The 19,314-nt window shown below is 68.2% G+C and carries 20 protein-coding genes; 11 read left to right on the forward strand and 9 right to left on the reverse strand.

Annotated features, from left to right (window positions below):
* From A5700_RS04510 to A5700_RS04535, 6 genes are all read left to right on the forward strand, one after another.
* On the forward strand, window positions 1-1,526 hold a 1,526-nt coding region (locus A5700_RS04510), incomplete at its 5' end, for a protein kinase family protein (RefSeq protein WP_197504140.1).
* 66 nt (window positions 1,527-1,592) lie between these two features.
* A complete protein-coding gene (sigM, locus tag A5700_RS04515; RefSeq protein WP_068067632.1) occupies window positions 1,593-2,180 on the forward strand; it encodes an RNA polymerase sigma factor SigM in 588 nt (195 codons plus the stop codon).
* 50 nt (window positions 2,181-2,230) lie between these two features.
* A complete protein-coding gene (locus tag A5700_RS04520) occupies window positions 2,231-3,001 on the forward strand; it encodes a hypothetical protein (protein ID WP_068067635.1) in 771 nt (256 codons plus the stop codon).
* A 93-nt stretch (window positions 3,002-3,094) separates the two neighbouring features.
* The gene (gene trxB / locus A5700_RS04525) at window positions 3,095-4,105 is read left to right on the forward strand and encodes a thioredoxin-disulfide reductase (RefSeq protein ID WP_068067638.1); all 1,011 of its coding nucleotides are present in this window, start codon (window positions 3,095-3,097) and stop codon (window positions 4,103-4,105) included.
* Window positions 4,102-4,455 (forward strand): thioredoxin, encoded by a 354-nt coding sequence (gene trxA, locus A5700_RS04530; protein WP_068067641.1) that lies wholly within the window; start codon window positions 4,102-4,104, stop codon window positions 4,453-4,455. The genes trxB and trxA overlap by 4 nt, the downstream gene beginning before the upstream one ends.
* 132 nt (window positions 4,456-4,587) lie before the next feature.
* Window positions 4,588-5,808 carry an N-acetylmuramoyl-L-alanine amidase gene (locus A5700_RS04535; RefSeq protein WP_068067643.1) on the forward strand — a complete coding sequence of 407 codons (1,221 nt, stop codon included), beginning with the start codon at window positions 4,588-4,590 and terminating at the stop codon, window positions 5,806-5,808.
* On the opposite strand, the gene A5700_RS04540 is transcribed toward A5700_RS04535, so the two are convergent.
* From A5700_RS04540 to rpmH, 9 genes are all read right to left on the reverse strand, one after another.
* Window positions 5,805-6,557, reverse strand: coding sequence for an acetyltransferase (locus tag A5700_RS04540; RefSeq protein ID WP_068067647.1), 753 nt, complete (start codon window positions 6,555-6,557; stop codon window positions 5,805-5,807). The two genes, A5700_RS04535 and A5700_RS04540, sit on opposite strands and share 4 nt — an antisense overlap.
* A 265-nt stretch (window positions 6,558-6,822) precedes the next feature.
* Window positions 6,823-7,803 (reverse strand): ParB/RepB/Spo0J family partition protein, encoded by a 981-nt coding sequence (locus A5700_RS04545; protein ID WP_068067650.1) that lies wholly within the window; start codon window positions 7,801-7,803, stop codon window positions 6,823-6,825.
* A 15-nt stretch (window positions 7,804-7,818) separates the two neighbouring features.
* A complete protein-coding gene (locus tag A5700_RS04550) occupies window positions 7,819-8,784 on the reverse strand; it encodes a ParA family protein (RefSeq protein WP_231973729.1) in 966 nt (321 codons plus the stop codon).
* Complete coding sequence (gene rsmG / locus A5700_RS04555) at window positions 8,781-9,491, reverse strand: 16S rRNA (guanine(527)-N(7))-methyltransferase RsmG (protein WP_068067654.1); 711 nt, start codon at window positions 9,489-9,491, stop codon at window positions 8,781-8,783. The genes A5700_RS04550 and rsmG overlap by 4 nt, the downstream gene beginning before the upstream one ends.
* Window positions 9,492-9,546: 55 nt before the next feature.
* Window positions 9,547-10,110, reverse strand: coding sequence for a R3H domain-containing nucleic acid-binding protein (locus A5700_RS04560; RefSeq protein WP_068067675.1), 564 nt, complete (start codon window positions 10,108-10,110; stop codon window positions 9,547-9,549).
* 79 nt (window positions 10,111-10,189) lie between these two features.
* Window positions 10,190-11,269 (reverse strand): membrane protein insertase YidC, encoded by a 1,080-nt coding sequence (gene yidC / locus A5700_RS04565; RefSeq protein ID WP_068067657.1) that lies wholly within the window; start codon window positions 11,267-11,269, stop codon window positions 10,190-10,192.
* Window positions 11,253-11,597, reverse strand: a complete 345-nt coding sequence (yidD, locus tag A5700_RS25085) for a membrane protein insertion efficiency factor YidD (RefSeq protein WP_369828223.1) — start codon at window positions 11,595-11,597, stop codon at window positions 11,253-11,255. Before yidD ends, yidC begins: the two co-directional genes overlap by 17 nt.
* Window positions 11,594-11,950 carry a ribonuclease P protein component gene (rnpA, locus tag A5700_RS04570; protein ID WP_082960388.1) on the reverse strand — a complete coding sequence of 119 codons (357 nt, stop codon included), beginning with the start codon at window positions 11,948-11,950 and terminating at the stop codon, window positions 11,594-11,596. The genes yidD and rnpA overlap by 4 nt, the downstream gene beginning before the upstream one ends.
* A gap of 23 nt (window positions 11,951-11,973) precedes the next feature.
* Entirely contained in the window at window positions 11,974-12,117 is a 144-nt protein-coding gene (gene rpmH / locus A5700_RS25090; RefSeq protein ID WP_068111553.1) for a 50S ribosomal protein L34, read from the reverse strand.
* A gap of 611 nt (window positions 12,118-12,728) precedes the next feature.
* Between rpmH and dnaA the strand changes: the two genes are divergently transcribed.
* The 5 genes from dnaA to A5700_RS04595 all read left to right on the forward strand — a co-directional run.
* Entirely contained in the window at window positions 12,729-14,258 is a 1,530-nt protein-coding gene (dnaA, locus tag A5700_RS04575) for a chromosomal replication initiator protein DnaA (RefSeq protein WP_068067678.1), read from the forward strand.
* A 558-nt stretch (window positions 14,259-14,816) separates the two neighbouring features.
* Entirely contained in the window at window positions 14,817-16,019 is a 1,203-nt protein-coding gene (gene dnaN / locus A5700_RS04580) for a DNA polymerase III subunit beta (protein WP_068067663.1), read from the forward strand.
* Window positions 16,020-17,171, forward strand: a complete 1,152-nt coding sequence (recF, locus tag A5700_RS04585) for a DNA replication/repair protein RecF (RefSeq protein WP_068067666.1) — start codon at window positions 16,020-16,022, stop codon at window positions 17,169-17,171.
* Window positions 17,168-17,722, forward strand: coding sequence for a DUF721 family protein (locus A5700_RS04590; RefSeq protein ID WP_068067670.1), 555 nt, complete (start codon window positions 17,168-17,170; stop codon window positions 17,720-17,722). Before recF ends, A5700_RS04590 begins: the two co-directional genes overlap by 4 nt.
* 278 nt (window positions 17,723-18,000) lie before the next feature.
* Window positions 18,001-19,314 (forward strand): ATP-binding protein (locus A5700_RS04595; RefSeq protein WP_068067680.1); only part of this gene is annotated, 1,314 nt, incomplete at its 3' end.

Below are 19,314 nucleotides of genomic sequence, written 5' to 3' on the forward strand. Positions count from 1 at the left end.
CGCCCACCCCGTTCGACGCCCCCCGCGAGCGCGCCGACGCCGGCGACGACGTCCAGCTGGTCCCCGGCGCCCGCATCGCCGGTGGCCGCTACCGGCTGCTGGTTCCTCACGGCGGCACTGCGCCCCTGCACTTCTGGCAGGCGCTCGACACCGCCCTGGACCGCCAGGTGGCCCTCACCTTCGTCGACCCCGAGGGCACCCTGCCCGACGACGTCGTGCAGGAAATCCTGTCGCGCACCCTGCGGCTGAGCCGCATCGACAAGCCCGGCGTCGCCAGGGTGCTCGACGTCGTCCACACCAACTCCGGTGGGCTGGTGGTCGCCGAATGGATTCGCGGCGGCTCGCTGCAGGAGGTCGCCGACACCGCCCCGTCGCCCGTCGGGGCCGTGCGGGCCATGCAATCGCTGGCCGCTGCCGCCGACGCGGCCCACCGCGCCGGGGTCGCCCTGTCGATCGACGACCCGAGCCGGGTGCGGGTCAGCATCGAGGGTGACGTGGTGCTGGCCTACCCGGCGACCATGCCCAACGCCAACCCGCAAGACGACATCCGCGGCATCGGAGCGGCGCTGTATGCGTTGCTGGTCAACCGCTGGCCATTGCCGGAGTCGGGGGCCCGCAGCGGTCTGGCCCCGGCCGACCGGGACGCCGCGGGCAACCCCGTCGAACCCATGACGGTGCACCGCGACATCCCCTTCCAGATCTCCGCGGTCGCGGTCCGAGCGGTGCAGGAGGACGGCGGGATCCGCAGCGCCTCGACGCTGCTGAACCTGCTGCAACAGGCGACCGCGGTCGCCGACCGCACCGAGGTGCTCGGCCCCATCGACGACTCCGTGTCCCCGTCCAGCGGCCGGCTGTCCGCCGGGCAAGATCACACGGCCCTCGCGCGACGACGCCGCAACCTGCTCATCGGCGCCGGGGCCGCGCTCGCCGTCATCGTGGTGGCCCTGCTGGTGTTGGCCTCGGTGGTCAGCAAGATCTTCGGCAACGTCGGCGGCGGCTTGAACAAGGACGAGCTTGGCCTCAACGGGCCCTCGTCGTCGACGTCGTCGTCGGCCACCAGTTCGGCGATCGCCGGCAGCGTGGTCAGGCCCACCAAGGCCAGCGTCTACTCCCCCGACGGCGACGCGGACAACCCCGGGCAGGCCGGCCAGGCCATCGACGGCGACCCGAGCACGTCCTGGTCGACGGAGGTCTACACCGACGCCGTCCCATTCCCCAGCTTCAAGCAGGGCGAAGGGCTGATGCTGCAGCTGCCCAACCCCACCGTCGTCGGCCAGGTGACCATCGACACGCCGAGCACCGGCATGAAGGTCGAGATCCGCTCGGCCACGTCGCCGACCCCGGGTTCTCTGAGTGACACCTCCGTCCTCGCCCCCGCCTTCTCGCTCAAGACCGGCCACAACGTGATCCCGATCCGCGCCGGGTCGCCGACGTCGAACCTGCTGGTCTGGATCACGACGCTGGGCAGCACCAACGGCAAGAGCCAAGGCGCCCTCTCGGAAATCACGGTCCAGGCCGCGTCCTGATCCGGCCCCTCACATCGGCCCGTCGAGTGAAGTGCCGCGGCATGGCCGATTGGATACTGTCCGGCCGTGGGCTTCGGAAGAAACGGCAAGCGCGAGCGGACAGACGCCGAGTTGCTGGCGGCCCACGTCGCGGGTGACCGCCAGGCCTTCGCCGAGTTGTTCGGCCGCCATCAACGGCAGCTGCACCGGCTGGCCCGGCTCACGACCCGCAGCCCCGAGGACGCCGAAGACGCCCTGCAGGACGCGATGCTCTCGGCCCACCGCGGCGCGGGATCCTTCCGGCACGACGCCGCGGTCGGCAGCTGGCTACATCGAATCGTGGTCAACGCCTGCCTGGACCGGTTGCGCCGCGCCAAGAGCCACCCGACCGTCCCGCTGGAGGACATCTACCCGGTGGCCGACCGGACGGGGCAGGTCGAGACCGCGATCCTGGTGCAACGCGCCCTGATGCGGCTCCCGGTGGAACAACGCGCGGCGCTGGTGGCGGTCGACATGCAGGGCTACTCGGTCTCCGACACCGCCCGCCTGCTCGGCGTCGCCGAGGGCACCATCAAGAGCCGCTGCGCGCGCGCCCGGGTGCGTCTGGCAGAACTGCTCGGCTACCTCAACGCCGGCGCCCATACCGCACCCGACGCCGCCGCCGGCCCCGCTTGACCCCGGACCGTGCGTGGCCGCCGGACCGCGCATGACGGACACTGGGGCGGATGGATGCGGACGACGACGCGACGCCGGGGCCCGACCGTGCGGGGCCCGACCGGCCCCTGACCGTGGAACTGCTCGCCGACTTGCAGGCCGGAGCGCTCGACGACGACACCGCCGCGCAAGTCCGCAAGCAGGTCCGGGAGGACCCGGCCGCCGCCGACGTCTTGGCCGCGCTCAACCGGGTGCGGCGTGACGTCGCCGCGCTCGGCGACGACCCGCGATCCGCGCCGGACCCTCCCCCGCACCTGGGCGCCAAGGTCGCCGCGGCGGTGCGGGCCGCAGGCCCGGCCGGCCCGACGACGGGCGAGCCACCCACGCACTCCGCGCGCCCGGTCGTGCGTCCGTCCCGCGTCGCCGCGGCGGTGGCGGGTCTGGGCGCCGCGCTCGCCGCCATCGGCGTGGGCACGGTCGCGCTCATGAGGGCGCCCGGCCCCGCGCCCAGCACCCCCGACACCGCCGAACTGATCACCGTCTCGACCCCGCCCATGGCGATCCCGCTGACCCAAGGCGAGATCCAGGCGCTGCTCGGCCACCCGCCGGACTACGGCCCCCTCGCCGACCCCGCCCGGCGCGCCTCGTGCCTCACCGGCCTCGGCTACCCCGCTGCCACCGAGGTGCTCGGCGCGCGCCCCATCGAGATCAACGCCCGGCCCGGCGTCGTGTTGGTCGTCGCCGCCGACACACCCCGCACCCTTGCGGTGTACGCGGTAGCGCCCAATTGCAGCGCCGCGGATACCGGACTGTTGGCCAACACACAAGTCCCGCGGCCTTAGTGTGGAGGCATGGGTCGTGCGACACACCCGGGAACAGCGGCGCCTACGCTGGCGTTTTCAGAGATCCAGAGATAAGTCGTTCGAAAGGTTTGCATGACTTCCTCCGATATCCGCGATGTGATCATCATCGGCTCGGGCCCCGCGGGGTACACGGCCGCGCTGTACACCGCGCGGGCGCAATTGGCGCCCCTGGTGTTCGAGGGCACGTCGTTCGGCGGGGCGCTGATGACGACGACCGAGGTGGAGAATTTCCCGGGCTTTCGTGACGGCATCACCGGCCCGGAGTTGATGGACCAGATGCGCGAGCAGGCGTTGCGCTTCGGCGCCGACCTGCGCATGGAAGACGTCGAATCGGTGTCCCTCGACGGGCCGGTCAAGACGGTGACGACGGCCGAGGGTGAGACCTTTCAGGCCCGCTCGGTGATCCTGGCGATGGGCGCCGCGGCCCGTTACCTCGGGGTGCCCGGCGAGCAGGAACTGCTCGGCCGCGGCGTCTCCTCCTGCGCCACCTGCGACGGGTTCTTCTTCCGCGACCAGGACATCGCGGTCATCGGCGGCGGTGACTCGGCGATGGAAGAGGCCACGTTCCTCACCCGGTTCGCCCGCAGTGTGACCTTGGTGCACCGCCGCGACGAATTCCGCGCCTCGCGCATCATGCTCGAGCGCGCCCGCGCCAACGACAAGATCACCATCCTCACCAATAAGGCGGTGCTGGGCGTCGACGGCACCGACACCGTGACGGGCCTGCGGTTGCGCGACACCGTCACCGGCGAGGAGACCACACTGCCCGTGACCGGGGTCTTCGTCGCGATTGGCCACGACCCCCGCTCGGCCCTGGTGCGCGACGCCGTCGAGACCGATCCCGAGGGGTACGTGCTGGTGCGCGGTCGCACCACGGCGACCTCGATCGACGGTGTCTTCGCCGCGGGCGACCTGGTCGACCACACCTACCGCCAGGCCATCACCGCGGCCGGCAGCGGCTGTTCGGCTGCCATCGACGCCGAGCGCTGGCTCGCCGACCATGAAGAGGACAGCGCCGCCGCGCAGGGCGACGCCACCGAATTTCCTGGCAGTAACGACACCTTGATTGGAGCACCGCAATGACCGACGCGCAAAAGGCCGGGGCCACAGTAGAAGTCTCGGACGCATCGTTCTCGACCGAGGTGCTGTCCAGCAATAAGCCTGTGCTGGTGGACTTTTGGGCCACATGGTGTGGCCCCTGCAAGATGGTCGCGCCGGTGCTCGAGGAGATCGCCAGCGAGCGAGCCGATCAGCTCACGGTCGCCAAACTCGACGTGGACGCCAACCCCGAGACCGCGCGTGACTTTCAAGTGGTCTCCATCCCGACGCTCATCCTGTTCAAAGACGGCCAGCCGGTGAAGCGCATCGTGGGCGCCAAGGGGAAGGCCGCGCTGTTGCGCGAGCTTTCGGACGCGGTTCCCAACCTCGGCTGACGCCGCTGGCGGCGCGCGCACCACGCCCGGGTACGGCCTGGGGTTTTCTGTATTTCGGGAAGCGTCTGCGACAATACGGTTAGCTGCTGCCCACGTAAAACCTGTCAGAGACGTCCCCGGGGGGCCCTTGGTATGTCGAGTCCGCGCCGCGAACACAGCGACGCGCTGCGCTGTGGAGACCGCAGCGCGGCTGTGACCGAGATCCGGGCCACCCTGGTCACGCTGGGGTTGCTCGACGGATCCGAGGAGGATCTCAACACCGGCCGACAGGTGACGCTGGAGCTCTTCGACGCCGAGCTCGACCAGGCGGTGCGTGCGTTCCAACAACATCGGGGGCTGCTGGTCGACGGTGTCGTCGGCGAGGCCACTTACCGGGCACTCAAAGAGGCGTCGTATCGGTTGGGCGCCCGCACGTTGTATCACCAATTCGGTGCCCCCCTGTTCGGTGATGACATCGCCACGCTGCAGGCCCGCTTGCAGGATCTCGGGTTCTACATCGGGCTCGTCGACGGGCATTTCGGCCTGCAGACCCACAACGCCCTGATGTCCTATCAGCGCGAGTACGGGTTGTCCGCCGACGGGATCTGCGGCCCGGAAACGTTGCGCTCCTTGTACTTTCTGAGTTCTCGGGTCAGCGGCGGCTCCCCGCACGCGCTGCGCGAAGAGGAGCTGGTCCGCAGCTCCGGGCCCAAGCTGTCGGGCAAGCGGATCATCATCGACCCGGGCCGCGGCGGCGCCGACCACGGCCTCATCATGCAGGGCCCGTCGGGGCCGATCAGCGAAGCGGACGTGTTGTGGGACTTGGGAAGTCGGCTCGAGGGCCGGATGGCGGCCATCGGCATGGAGACGTTCCTGTCGCGACCGATCAACCGCAGCCCGTCGGACGCCGAACGCGCGGCCACGGCCAACAACGTCGGCGCGGACCTGATGATCAGCCTGCGCTGCGAGAGTCAGCCCAGTCCTGCGGCCAGCGGCGTGGCGTCCTTCCACTTCGGCAATTCCCACGGATCGGTCTCGACCATCGGGCGTAACCTGGCCGACTTCATTCAACGGGAAGTGGTGGCCCGCACCGGGTTACAGGATTGCCGGACCCACGGACGCACCTGGGATCTGCTGCGGCTGACCCGGATGCCGACGGTCCAGGTCGACGTCGGCTACATCACCAACCCGCACGATCGCGGCATGCTCGTCGCGGCGCAGACCCGCGACGCCGTCGCCGAAGGCATTCTGGCCGCCGTCAAGCGGCTCTACCTGTTGGGCAAGAACGACCGGCCCACCGGCACCTTCACGTTCGCCGAACTGCTGGCGCACGAGCTGTCCGTGGACCGCGCCGGCAAGCTGGGCGGCTCCTAACCGTCCTGCGCGGTTTTCAGTCGATTCGCCACCGGGGACCCCGCCCCTACCGGCTGCTCGAGTTGCGCGGTTTCCAGCAGGCGCTCCAACGCCGCCTCCACCGCGGCCTTCCACCCCAAGCCCTTGTCGAGCTCCAGGCGCAGTCGCGGGAAGTACACGTGTGGCGCCACCACAACGAAGCCTGTGTCTTGGAGGAATTCGGCGTCCATCACGCAGTGGTCCACCGAGCAGTCGCCGAGGATCTCCAGCACCGGCCGCACATCCGGGGGCGCCGTCGCCGCGTCTTGCAGCTCGGCCGCCGCCGGGGTGCGGCCGAAGGCCTCGAGCGCGCGCACACCGCGGCGGACCAATTCGTCGATCACCCGGGCGATTAGGCCGTGCGGGAGGTCGTCGATGGTCTGTCCCGGCTCGATCCCCATCGACGTCAGCAACACGGCGTCCGCCGAGACGGGTGCGGTCGGAAAGCGCTGGGCCCGCGGCACCGCGCGGGGCGGCGCGTAGAACACGTAGCCCAGGCAGGGCGGCTCACTGGTGCTGCGCTCGTCGACGACGGCCGTGGCGACTTGGCCGCACGACCCCCACTCCAACATCACCATCGACAGCCAGGCTTCCTTCTCGAACTCAGGATCGGCGAGGTGGTCCTGGTCACCGAGGGTCGCCGGATCGACCTCCCAGTACACGCAGCGGCGGGCGTGCTTGGGAAGCTGCTCGAAAGCCTCGAGTCGTAGTGGCGTGATTCGGGCGGACACTAGCCTCCTGGCTCCTGTGCTGTAGCGCAGCCAATGGCACCGGCAACCTCCCCAGGATAGGAGAGAGCCCGGTGATCGGGCCAGCGCAGCCCCCACAACGACGGGCGGACCGGCTTGCGGACCGTCGCCTGCCTGGCTCGATCCGCGGCGTTGCGAAAGTGGTTACCGTTCACAACGTTTCGCGTGGATGCGCCCGCCTGCGCTGCCGGCGACGCGGCCCTCAGGCGGCCGGTGTCACAGTGACGTAATTACAGCGGGTGGTTGGTCACGGGTTCGGCGGGCTCATCACGTCGATAATTCGCTGCAAGTCGTCCACCGACCCGAACTCGACGACGATCTTGCCCTTCCGCTTGCCGAGGCTCACCGTGACCCTGGTGTCGAACGCCGTCGAAAGGCGGTCGGCGACGTCCTGCAGGCCGGGCATCTGAATAGGCTTGCGGCGCGGGGGTGCCGGCGCGGACCCGCTCCCCCGGTTGGCCAGCGTGACCGCCTCTTCAGTGGCGCGCACCGACAGCCCCTCCGCGACGATCCGGGTGGCCAGCTCTTCCTGCGCCTCGGGCCCGGCCTCCAACGACAGCAACGCGCGGGCGTGGCCGGCGGAGAGCACCCCGGCGGCGACCCGGCGCTGCACCGCGATGGGCAGCTTCAGCAGGCGGATCATGTTGGTGATCAGGGGGCGGCTACGCCCGATGCGTGTCGCGAGTTCGTCGTGGGTGACGTCGAATTCGTCGAGCAGCTGCTGGTAGGCCGCCGCCTCCTCCAGGGGGTTGAGCTGCACCCGGTGGATGTTTTCCAACAGGGCGTCGCGGAGCAGGTTGTCGTCGCCGGTCTCGCGCACGATGGCGGGGATCGTCGCGAGGCCGGCCTCCTGGGCGGCCCGCCAACGCCGCTCCCCCATCACAATCTGGTACCGGGCGCCACTCGATCCGGTCACGGCGCGGACGACGATCGGCTGCAACAAGCCGAATTCGCGAATCGAGTGCACGAGTTCGGACAGCGCTTCCTCGTCGAACACCTGTCGCGGCTGGCGTGGGTTGCGCTCGATGTCGGCCGGCGCGATCTCCCGGTAGACGGCGCCCATGGCGGCCGCGGTCGGTCCCGGACCGCCGATCAGGACGTCGGCCGCCGCGTCGCCCATCCGGGGACCGAGCGTCGCCGGCCCCGAGTCACCGTCCGCCGGACCGGTCGGAATCAGCGAAGCCAGGCCCCGGCCGAGGCCACCCTTCTTGCGTAATGGCTGCGTCATGATCGTCCTTCCGCGTCAGTCGCGTTGCGCGAGTTCCCGGCTCGCGTCGAGGTAACTCATCGCCCCGCGTGATCCGGGGTCGTAGTCGATGATCGTCATGCTGTACCCGGGCGCCTCGGAGACCTTGACGCTGCGCGGAATCACGGTGCGCAGCACCTTGGTGCCGAAGTATCGGCGCACCTCTTCGGACACCTGATCGGCAAGCTTGGTGCGGCCGTCGTACATGGTGAGCACCACGGTGGTCACGTCGAGCGCGGGGTTGAGGTGCGCCTTGACCATCTCGATGTTGCGCATCAGCTGGGACACGCCCTCCAGCGCGTAGTACTCGCACTGGATCGGGATCATCACCTCGGGCGAGGCGACGAGCGCGTTGATGGTCAACAGCCCCAGCGACGGCGGGCAGTCGACGAAGACGTAGTCGAAGTCGAAGCTGTCGAGCTCGGCGAGGGCGGTGCGGAGGCGGTTTTCCCGAGCCACCATGCTGACCAGTTCAATCTCGGCGCCGGCCAGATCGATGGTGGCCGGCACGCAGAACAGCCGTTCGTTGTGCGGGCTGCGCCGCAACGCGGCCTCGAGCGAAACCTCGCCGAGGAGCACCTCGTAGGAGGACGGTGTGCCGGCCTGTCGATCGGTGATGCCCAGGGCGGTGCTCGCGTTGCCTTGCGGGTCGAGGTCGATGACGAGGGTTTTGAGTCCTTGCAGCGCCAGCGCCGCCGCGAGGTTCACCGCCGTGGTGGTCTTGCCGACCCCGCCCTTTTGGTTAGCGACGGTGAACACGCGGCGGTGCCGCGGCCGAGGCAGCGGCGGGTACGTCGTGTGCAGGATCCGGGTGGCCCGTTCGGCGGCGGCGCCAATCGGCGTATCAAATTCCGGCGATGTTTCACGTGAAACATGCGTCGGCGCGTTGGACGGTTCGGCGTGCCGGGCACCCACCTCGGCCTCGGCGCCCGCTGCGGCCGACCAGTCCGGTGAGGTGTTCATCGGGTTCCCGCCTTCCCAATCCGTGGCCGCCAAACCCGCGGCTGCTGTCCGCGTCGCGCTATCACGACGGTTGCGGGAGGACGCAAATAGGTCGCGCCACATGTCACCACCCTGGCATCAATGGCGCCCGACGCTTCCATCACACGCCGGTGCTGGTCGAGTTCGTCGGGGCCGCGCTCCCCCTTGATGGCGAGCATCCGGCCGCCGGGCCGCAGCAGCGGAACGCTCCACTTTGTCAGCTTGTCCAACGCCGCCACCGCTCGCGACACCGCCGCATCCCTTTCGCCGAACCGTTCGCGCACCCATGGTTCCTCGGCGCGGCCGCGGACCACCTCGACGGTTAACCCTAGTTCGCCGATGGCTTCGTTGAGAAATTCGCTGCGGCGCAGCAGCGGCTCGAGCAGAACGACGTCCAAATCTGGACGCGCGATCGCCAGCGGTATCCCCGGCAGCCCTGCGCCACTGCCGATGTCAACCACCCGCTCCCCCGGTTCGAGCAACTCCGCGAGGGCCGCGCTGTTGAGAAGGTGTCGGTCCCAGATCCGGTCGACTTCCCGCGGTCCGAGGAGCCCCCGCTCGACGCCCGCGCCCGCCAGGATCTCCGCGTAGCGATGTGCCAGTGGCAAGCGCGCGCCGAACAAGGCGGCCGCGGGCGGCGGAGACTCGCGGTCGGTATCGCTCGAATCGTCATGTTTCACGTGAAACATCCTCGAATCGACGCGTGCACGGCGCGGCCCTTCGGCTCGAACTACATGGATGTAACTAGTCGTGCAGGACGACCACGCGGCGCGACGGCTCGACGCCCTCGCTCTCGCTGTGCACGCCCGGCACCGCCGCCACGGCGTCGTGCACAATCTTGCGCTCGAACGGCGTCATCGGCGCGAGCTCCTCGCGTCCACCAGACTCCAGAACGCGCCGGGCCACCTTGTCGCCCAGCGCCGCGAGCTCCTCGCGACGTCGGCGTCGCCAGCTCGCGATGTCGAGCATCAGGCGGCTGCGGACCCCGGTCTTCTGGTGCACGGCCAGGCGGGTCAATTCCTGCAGCGCGTCGAGCACCTCACCGCCGCGGCCTACCAACTTGTTCAGGTCGTCGCTTCCGTCGATGCTCACCACCGCGCGGTTGCCCTCGACGTCGAGGTCGATGTCACCGTCGAAGTCGAGCAGGTCCAGCAACTCCTCGAGGTAGTCCCCCGCGATCTCGCCCTCGGCGACGAGCCGCTCCTCCAGGTCGTCGACATTGTCGGCGGTGTCCTCCGCACCCTCGTCGCCCGTCAGCTCGGCGTCGACCGTGTCCACGTCGCGCTCGGTGGTGTCCGCGTCTGTCATGTCCATCTCCCTCATCACATGGGCCAGGGGCCCAACCGACGCCGCCCGCGAGGCGGCTCGTTCAGCTATGCCGCCGGTGTCAGCGTTTGCGTTTCTTCGGACGCGCCCCGGGACGCGGGGTGCGGTTGCTCGCTCCCGCGTCGGCCGCCGAGCCACTTGCTCCCGTGGCGGGCGGGTGCGGGGCGTCGTCGCCGGACTCCCCGTCAGGGTCGATCGGCGCACCGTTGGCGGCCGGCTTGGCGGCCCGCTTCGGCTTGGCCCCCGGCGCCGGCGCATTCGCGGCGCGTCGTTGGATCGCCTCCTGCTTCTTGGCCTCGTCCTCTTTCTCGATCATCCCGAACACGTAGTGCTGCTGGCCGAACGTCCAGATGTTGTTCGCGAACCAGTACAGGATGATCGCCAGCGGCAGGAACGGTCCGCCGACCACGACGCCGAGGGGAAACACATACAGCGACAGCTTGTTCATCATCGCTGTCTGCGGGTTGGCGGCGGCTTCCGGACTCTGGCGCGCCACCGACGCCCGGCTGTTGAAGTAGGTCGCGATGCCGGCGAGCACCATCACCGGCAGGCCCACCAGAATCACCGCGGGCCGGTGGAACACGGTGAACGCGTCGAGTCCGGTGCGCTGCGTCATGAAAGCGCCGATCGGTGCGCCGAACAGGTTGGCGTCCAGGAAATGTCCGACGTCGGCGGGCGTGAACACGTAGTTGCCCGTTAGCCGGTTTTGCACCACCGACAGGTGCGGCTGCCCGAAGCCGCCGGTGGTCCGGTTGAACGAACGCAAGACGTGGTAGAGGCCGAGGAACACCGGGATCTGCGCGAGCATCGGCAGGCAGCCCAGGATCGGGTTGAAGCCGTGCTCGCGCTGCAGCTTCTGCATCTCCAGCGCCATCCGCTGGCGGTCTTTGCCGTACTTCTTCTGCAGGGCCTTGATCTGAGGCTGCAACTCCTGCATTTGGCGGGTGGTGCGGATCTGCCGGACGAACGGCTTGTAAAGCAGCGCGCGCAGGGTGAAAACCAGGAACATCACCGCCAGCGCCCACGCGAAGAAGTTCGACGGGCCCAGCAGGTAGGCGAACAGCTTGTACCAGACCCACATGATCCACGACACCGGGTAGTAGACGAAGTCGAGGCTGAAGAAATCAAACAAAAGATTCACGCTCCCCTCGCGCCACCCGTAGGCGCGCGTCGCTGGCATCTTCGAGGTTCTTGTGGCACTCCGGGCGGTCCGGTATCGGATCCCATCCGCCCCCATGCCATGGTCCGCATTTGGCGAGCCGGGCGGCGGCGAGCCAACCGCCCCGGAACAAGCCATACTCGCCCAGCGCGTCCACCGCGTACTGACTGCACGTCGGCACGAACCGACACGTCGCCGGCCGCAGCGGCGACACCATATGCCGGTACAGCTGGATGACAAAGATCAAAGCCCGCGCCGCCGCCGCGCCCGCGGATCGGGGCCAGCCGCGCAGCCGCTCCCGGCCGGTCACGACGGGGTGTCCGCGGATAGGGCGCGGCGGACACATCGCCGCAGTTGTTGCTCGAGCCGCGCCGAGGACGCCGTCCGGCTACCGGGCAGTGCCCGGATCACCAACTGATCGATGGGAGCCAACTCGCTCAGCATGGCGCGGGAGACGTGTCGTAGCCGGCGGGCGACACGATGGCGCTCGACGGCCGAACCCACGGTCTTGCCGACGACCAACCCCACATGCGGGCCGGTGGGCTTCGGGTCGCTGGCGCGCCGAACGTGCACGACGAGATCGGGCTGTTTCAAACGAATCCCGTGTTTCATCGTCGCGGCGAACTCCGTTGACCGCCTCATGCGGTTGCGTGCGGGCAGCACCGCCGGGAAACCTGACGGTGCGATCAGGCAGTGAGCGCGCGGCGTCCCTTCCGACGCCGACCGGACACAATCGCGCGACCGGCGCGGGTGCGCATCCGCAGGCGGAACCCGTGCACGCGGGCTCGGCGCCGGTTGTTCGGCTGGAAGGTCCGCTTGCCCTTGGCCACGACGTTCTCCTCGTTGTGTCTCGCACACCATCCGGCCGCACATCAGACGCATGCCCGGGAGCTCGTCTGCGGTCGGTCAGATGTACTCGTACTGCCACTGCCCGGCGCGGTCCCCGAACCCGGTTCGGGTCGCAGCCGTATCGCCGACTTTCGGGCGACTGTTTGAGGGTACTGACGAGGCTTCGCCTGGTCAAACCTGGCCTGCTGCAACGCACCCGCCCGAGGTGGCGCGATGACCTTTCCCGTTTCGGTCTCACGACGCCGCGGTGTCGCTACCATGACAACCCGAACCAGGCCCGAAGTACCTTCAACCCCCGGATTGGAATGCAGCAGAACGGTTGGCAGCAGAACGGAAAACTGTTAGCTTCTGCCAATGCCGTTTTAGACTGAGGCGGCGCTCGACAATGAAGCGAGGATGGTGGATCACCTCGCTGCCTAGACACTGTTCGCCGGTGTTACGCAGCGCGGAGATCGCGAGCCGTCGCCGGTAGGTTGTGGCTCGCACCCAATCATCCTGTCCACACCTGTGCATAACTATGTGGACAAATACGTCGTCGGCAGGTGTAGTTGTACCTCGACCCGGGATGCTCGAGAACCAGGGAGATGCGTCGTTGACCGATGACCCCGGTTCAGGTTTCACGTCCGTCTGGAACGCGGTCGTCTCCGAGCTCAACGGCGAGTCCACCGCGGACGGCGGCACACCGAATCGCACGACACTCATCACTCCCCTGACCCCGCAGCAACGCGCCTGGCTGAACCTGGTGCGGCCGCTGACCATCGTCGAGGGATTCGCGTTGCTGTCGGTGCCCAGCAGCTTCGTCCAAAACGAGATCGAACGTCATTTGCGGGCCCCCATCACCGATGCCCTCAGCCGCCGGCTCGGGCAGCAGATCCAGCTCGGTGTCCGGATCGCCCCGCCCTCCGACGACAACGACGACGCCGTCGTCGCCGCGCCGGACTCGTTCGCGCACAATGACGGCGCCCCGACCGACGATCTCCTAGACGTCGACGACAACTTCGACAACGGCGAGTTGGTCAGCGACACCCAGCAGGGGTGGCCGAACTACTTCACCGAACGCCCGCACACCGTCGACCCGGCGATCTCCGGCGGCACCAGCCTCAACCGGCGCTACACCTTCGACACCTTCGTCATCGGCGCGTCGAACCGATTCGCGCACGCGGCGGCGCTGGCCATCGCCGAGGCGCCGGCCCGGGCCTACAACCCGCTGTTCATCTGGGGCGAGTCCGGGTTGGGCAAGACACACCTGCTGCACGCCGCCGGGAACTATGCGCAGCGACTGTTCCCCGGGATGCGGGTCAAGTACGTCTCCACCGAGGAATTCACAAACGACTTCATCAACTCGCTGCGCGACGACCGCAAGGTGGCGTTCAAGCGCAGTTACCGCGACGTCGACGTGCTGCTCGTCGACGACATCCAGTTCATCGAGGGCAAGGAAGGTATCCAGGAAGAGTTCTTCCACACCTTCAACACGTTGCACAACGCCAACAAACAGATCGTCATCTCCTCTGACCGGCCCCCCAAACAGCTCGCCACCCTGGAAGACCGGCTGCGGACGCGGTTCGAGTGGGGCCTGATCACCGACGTGCAGCCCCCGGAACTGGAAACGCGCATCGCGATTCTGCGTAAGAAGGCGCAGATGGAGCGGCTCGCCGTCCCCGACGACGTGCTGGAGCTCATCGCCAGCAGCATCGAGCGCAACATCCGCGAACTCGAGGGCGCCCTGATCCGGGTCACCGCATTCGCGTCGCTGAACAAGACGCAGATCGACAAATCGTTGGCAGAGATCGTCCTTCGCGACCTGATCGCCGATGCGAGCACGATGCAGATCAGCGCCGCGACCATCATGGCGGCGACGGCCGAGTACTTCGACACCACGGTTGAGGAACTGCGCGGGCCCGGTAAGACGCGGGCGTTGGCCCAATCACGGCAAATCGCAATGTATTTGTGCCGCGAGCTGACCGACCTGTCGCTGCCCAAGATCGGGCAGGCGTTCGGCCGTGACCACACCACCGTGATGTACGCGCAGCGCAAAATCCTGTCCGAGATGGCCGAGCGGCGCGAGGTGTTCGATCACGTCAAGGAGCTCACCACGCGCATCCGTCAGCGCTCCAAGCGCTGACTCACACCGCCGCGACCCCCTCTCAGCCCCCGCGGGACTCCTGCGCGCGCCTGTAATTTGAAAAAACTTCCCGCACGCCTGTCACACCCGTCCCAGCCGCGGGTTGTGCGCAGCGTTGTGCACAGAACATGCAAACGCCCATGCAGGAGCGGGCCCACCGTGCACACCGCCCTGTAATCCCCAACGCCCCAACACCCGACGCACAGGCAGGGCCACTCTCATCCACAGCGCGATCGGGGCGCTAGCTGCACCGAAGGGGGTTTCTCCCCAGGATGCACAGGCCTTATTACTGGTACTGAGATATCTTCATCGGTTCTTCTTCCAAAGACGGCTCTGGGGAGCCACCGTGCGCAGCGCCGGACGAACCCATCGTCAGCCCGGCTTGTCGGCCTCGGCGTTTAGCTTTCAAGATGGCCTCGGAGGATCTACGGTTGTTCTTCGACTGCCGTTACGGTCGTCGTCGGCGTAGCAGGTGTTGCCGGCGTTCGTGGCGCAGCCCCGTGCTAGCGGGGGAGGCTAGCCACTGAATTCGAATACGCTGGTAGGTGAAGGGACGCTATGGACGCGGCGACGACGACGGCTGGTCTCAGCGGCGACTTGAAGTTTCGTTTGGTGCGGGAATCCTTCGCCGACGCGGTTTCGTGGGTGGCCAAGAATCTTCCGACCAGGCCGGCGGTGCCGGTGCTGTCGGGGGTGCTGTTGACGGGCTCCGACGAAGGCCTCACGATCTCGGGATTCGACTACGAGGTGTCCGCCGAAGCGCAGATTGCGGCCGAAATCGCTTCTCCAGGAAGTGTTTTGGTGTCGGGCCGGCTGTTGTCCGACATCGTCCGGGCGCTGCCGAACAAGCCGATCGATTTCTACGTCGACGGCAACCGGGTCGCACTGAACTGCGGCAACGCGCGATTCTCGTTGCCGACGATGGCCGTTGAGGATTACCCGACGTTGCCCGCGCTGCCCGAGGAAACCGGCACGCTGCCGGCCGACCTGTTCGCCGAGGCGATCAGCCAGGTCGCGATCGCCGCCGGGCGCGACGACACCTTGCCGATGCTGACGGGCATTCGGGTCGAAATCACCGGTGACACCGTCGTTTTGGCGGCGACCGACCGGTTCCGGCTGGCGGTGCGCGAGCTCACCTGGTCGGCTGCGTCGTCCGACATCGACGCCGCGGTGTTGGTGCCGGCCAAGACGTTGGCCGAGGCGGCCCGCGCGGGCACCGACGGCTCCGACGTGCGGTTGTCGTTGGGCGCGGGCACCGGGGTCGGCAAGGACGGACTGTTGGGCATCACCGGCAACGGAAAGCGCAGCACGACCCGCCTGCTCGACGCGGAGTTCCCGAAGTTCCGCCAGCTGTTGCCCGCGGAGCACACCGCGGTCGCGACCATCAACGTCGCGGAACTGACCGAGGCCATCAAGCTGGTGGCGTTGGTCGCCGACCGCGGCGCGCAGGTGCGGATGGAATTCAGCGACGGCTCGCTGCGGTTGTCCGCCGGGGCCGACGACGTCGGCCGCGCCGAAGAGGACCTGGCGGTCGACTTCGTGGGCGACCCGCTGACGATCGCGTTCAACCCGACGTATCTGACCGACGGGCTGGGCTCGGTGCACTCGGAGCGGGTGTCGTTCGGGTTCACCACCCCCGGTAAGCCGGCGCTGCTGCGCCCGGTGCTCGACGACGACAGCCACCCGACCGGCACCGGTCCTTACTCCGCGCTGCCCACGGACTACGTCTACCTGCTGATGCCCGTTCGGTTGCCCGGCTGAGTGTACGTCCGGCATTTGGGGCTGCGCGACTTCCGGTCCTGGGCACACGTCGACCTCGAGCTGGCGCCGGGGCGGACCGTCTTCGTCGGCCCCAACGGCTTTGGTAAGACGAATCTCGTTGAGGCGCTGTGGTATTCGAGCACCCTAGGGTCGCACCGGGTGGGCACTGACGCCCCGCTGCTAAGGGCCGGGGCCAGCCGTGCGGTGGTGTCCACGATCGTCGTCAACGACGGCAGGGAGTGCGCCGTCGACGTGGAGATCGCCGCGGGCCGCGCCAATAAGGCGCGGCTGAACCGGTCGCCGGTGCGCAGCACCCGAGAGGTGATCGGGGTCTTGCGGGCGGTGTTGTTCGCACCAGAGGACCTGGCGCTGGTGCGCGGTGATCCATCGGACCGGCGCCGCTACCTCGACGACCTGGCGATCGTGCGCCGCCCCACGGTCGCGGGCATCCGGGCCGATTACGAGAAAGTCCTGCGGCAGCGCACCGCGCTGTTGAAATCCGCAGCAGGCGCGCGCTACCGCGGCGATCGCGGGGCGCTGGACACCCTCGACGTGTGGGACAGCCGCCTCGCCGAACACGGGTCCGCCCTGATGGCGGCGCGCATCGATCTGGTCAATCAACTGGCGCCGGAGGTGGAGAAGTCCTACCAATTGTTGGCACCGGGATCGCGGCCGGCGTCGATCGCCTACCGGTCCAGCCTGGGCTCCGAGGTTGCCGTCGACGCCCCGGACCGGGAGTTCCTCGAGGCGGAGATGCTCGCGGCGCTGGCCGCGCGGCGGGACGCGGAGCTGGAACGCGGGATGTGCCTGGTGGGTCCGCACCGCGACGATCTCGAGCTGTGGCTCGGTGATCAGCCCGCGAAAGGCTTTGCCAGCCACGGGGAATCGTGGTCTTTCGCGGTGGCGTTGCGGTTGGCCGCATACGAATTGCTGCGCGCCGACGGGGGCGAACCGGTGCTGTTGCTCGACGACGTATTCGCCGAACTGGACGCCGCACGGCGGCGTGCGCTGGCCGCCGTCGCGGAATCGGCCGAACAGGTCCTGATCACCGCGGCGGTGGTCGATGACATTCCCACGGGCTGGGACGCCACGCTGGTGCGCATCGACTTGCGCGACGGTGATTCCGGCCGGGTATCGGAGGTACAGCCATGACCGATGACACGCAGCGCGCCGGGGACGCCGACCCCGGCAAGCTCACCGGCATCGACTTGGTCCGCCGCACGCTCGAGGAGGCGCGGGCGGCGGCCCGGGCGCAGGGCAAGGACGCCGGGCGGGGCCGGGCGGGGCCGGGCGCGCCGCGGCGCGTCGCGGGGCAGCGGCGAAGTTGGTCGGGGCCCGGCCCCGACGCCCGGGACCCGCAACCGCTGGGCCGGCTGACCCGCGACCTGGCGAAAAAGCGCGGCTGGTCGGCGCAGGTCGCCGAGGGCACGGTGCTGGGCAACTGGCCCTCGGTGGTCGGGCATCAGATCGCCGAGCACGCGACCGCGACCGCGCTCAACGACGGGGTGCTCAGCGTCGCGGCCGAGTCGACCGCTTGGGCGACGCAACTGCGGATGATTCAAAGCCAGTTGCTGGCCAAAATCGCCGCGGCGGTGGGCAACGGCGTCGTCACCTCCCTGAAGATCACCGGCCCCGCCGCGCCGTCGTGGCGCAAGGGTCCACGCCACATCGCTGGCCGGGGCCCGCGCGACACCTACGGATAAGCCCCGTGAACGGGGCGTTTCCCAAGCGGACCGGTCCCCCAACACGCCGTAACGGAACCGTAAATGAATCGCCCCTGAAATCCGCCAGGACGAAACGAAGCCGTTCGACGGAGGTCAGGACGCACCGAGAACGAAGAAATCGTTCTCACGGAGCGTACAGCTGGGTGGAAACGCGGCCAGAAAATCGGTCCTGACGCCCTATGACGGTAGAGTGGTGGGGTGCGCCTGTCGCGGTGACCGAACCGCTTGCACGTAACCCCAAGGAGAGCATTCCGAACGTGGCTGCCAAAAACCAGTACGGTGCTGATTCGATCAAGGTCCTCGAAGGCCTGGAAGCGGTCCGCAAACGCCCCGGTATGTACATCGGTTCTACCGGCGAGCGAGGTCTGCACCATCTTGTCTGGGAGGTGGTCGACAACGCGGTCGACGAGGCGATGGCCGGCTTCGCCAGCAAGGTGACGGTCCGGCTGCTTGACGACGGCGGCGTCGAGGTCAGCGACGACGGCCGCGGCATCCCGGTCGAGATGCACGCCACCGGCGTGCCCACCGTCGACGTCGTGATGACCGTCTTGCACGCCGGCGGCAAGTTCGAGGAGGGCGCTTACCAGGTCTCCGGCGGCCTACACGGTGTCGGCGTTTCTGTGGTCAATGCGTTGTCGTCGCGCCTGGAGGCCGACATCCGCCGGGACGGTTACGAGTGGTCGCAGGTGTACACCAACTCCGTCCCCGGCGTGCTCAAGCAGGGCGAGAAGACCAAGAAGACGGGCACCACCGTCCGCTTCTGGGCGGACCCCAAGATCTTCGAGACCACGGACTACGACTTCGAGACGGTCGCGCGCCGCCTGCAGGAGATGGCCTTCCTGAACAAGGGATTGACCATCGAGCTCACCGACGAGCGGGTCACCAAGGAAGAGGTCGTCGACGAGGTCGTCAGCGACACCGCGGAGGCCCCCAAATCCGCGGAGGAAAAGGCCGCGGAATCGGTGTCCACCCAGAAGGTCAAGCACCGCACGTTTCACTACCCCGGCGGCCTGGTCGACTTCGTCAAGCACATCAACCGCACCAAGAGCCCGATTCAGCAGAGTGTCATCGGCTTTGACGGCAAGGGCGACGGCCACGAAGTGGAAGTCGCCATGCAGTGGAACGGCGGATACTCCGAGTCGGTGCACACCTTCGCCAACACCATCAACACGCACGAGGGCGGCACTCACGAAGAGGGCTTCCGCAGCGCGTTGACCACCGTGGTGAACAAGTACGCCAAGGACAAAAAGCTCCTCAAAGACAAGGATCCCAACCTCACCGGCGACGACATCCGCGAGGGACTCGCGGCGGTCATCTCCGTCAAGGTGTCCCAGCCGCAGTTCGAGGGCCAGACCAAAACCAAGCTGGGCAATACCGAGGTCAAGTCGTTCGTGCAGAAGGTGTGCAACGAACAGCTGACGCACTGGTTCGAGGCCAACCCCGCGGACGCCAAAGTCGTTGTCAACAAGGCGGTCTCGTCGGCGCAAGCCCGCATCGCGGCGCGTAAGGCGCGGGAGTTGGTGCGGCGCAAGAGCGCGACCGACCTCGGTGGGCTGCCCGGCAAGCTGGCC

It is taken from the genome of Mycobacterium sp. E1214 (genome assembly GCF_001666755.1).
Lineage (GTDB): Bacteria > Actinomycetota > Actinomycetes > Mycobacteriales > Mycobacteriaceae > Mycobacterium.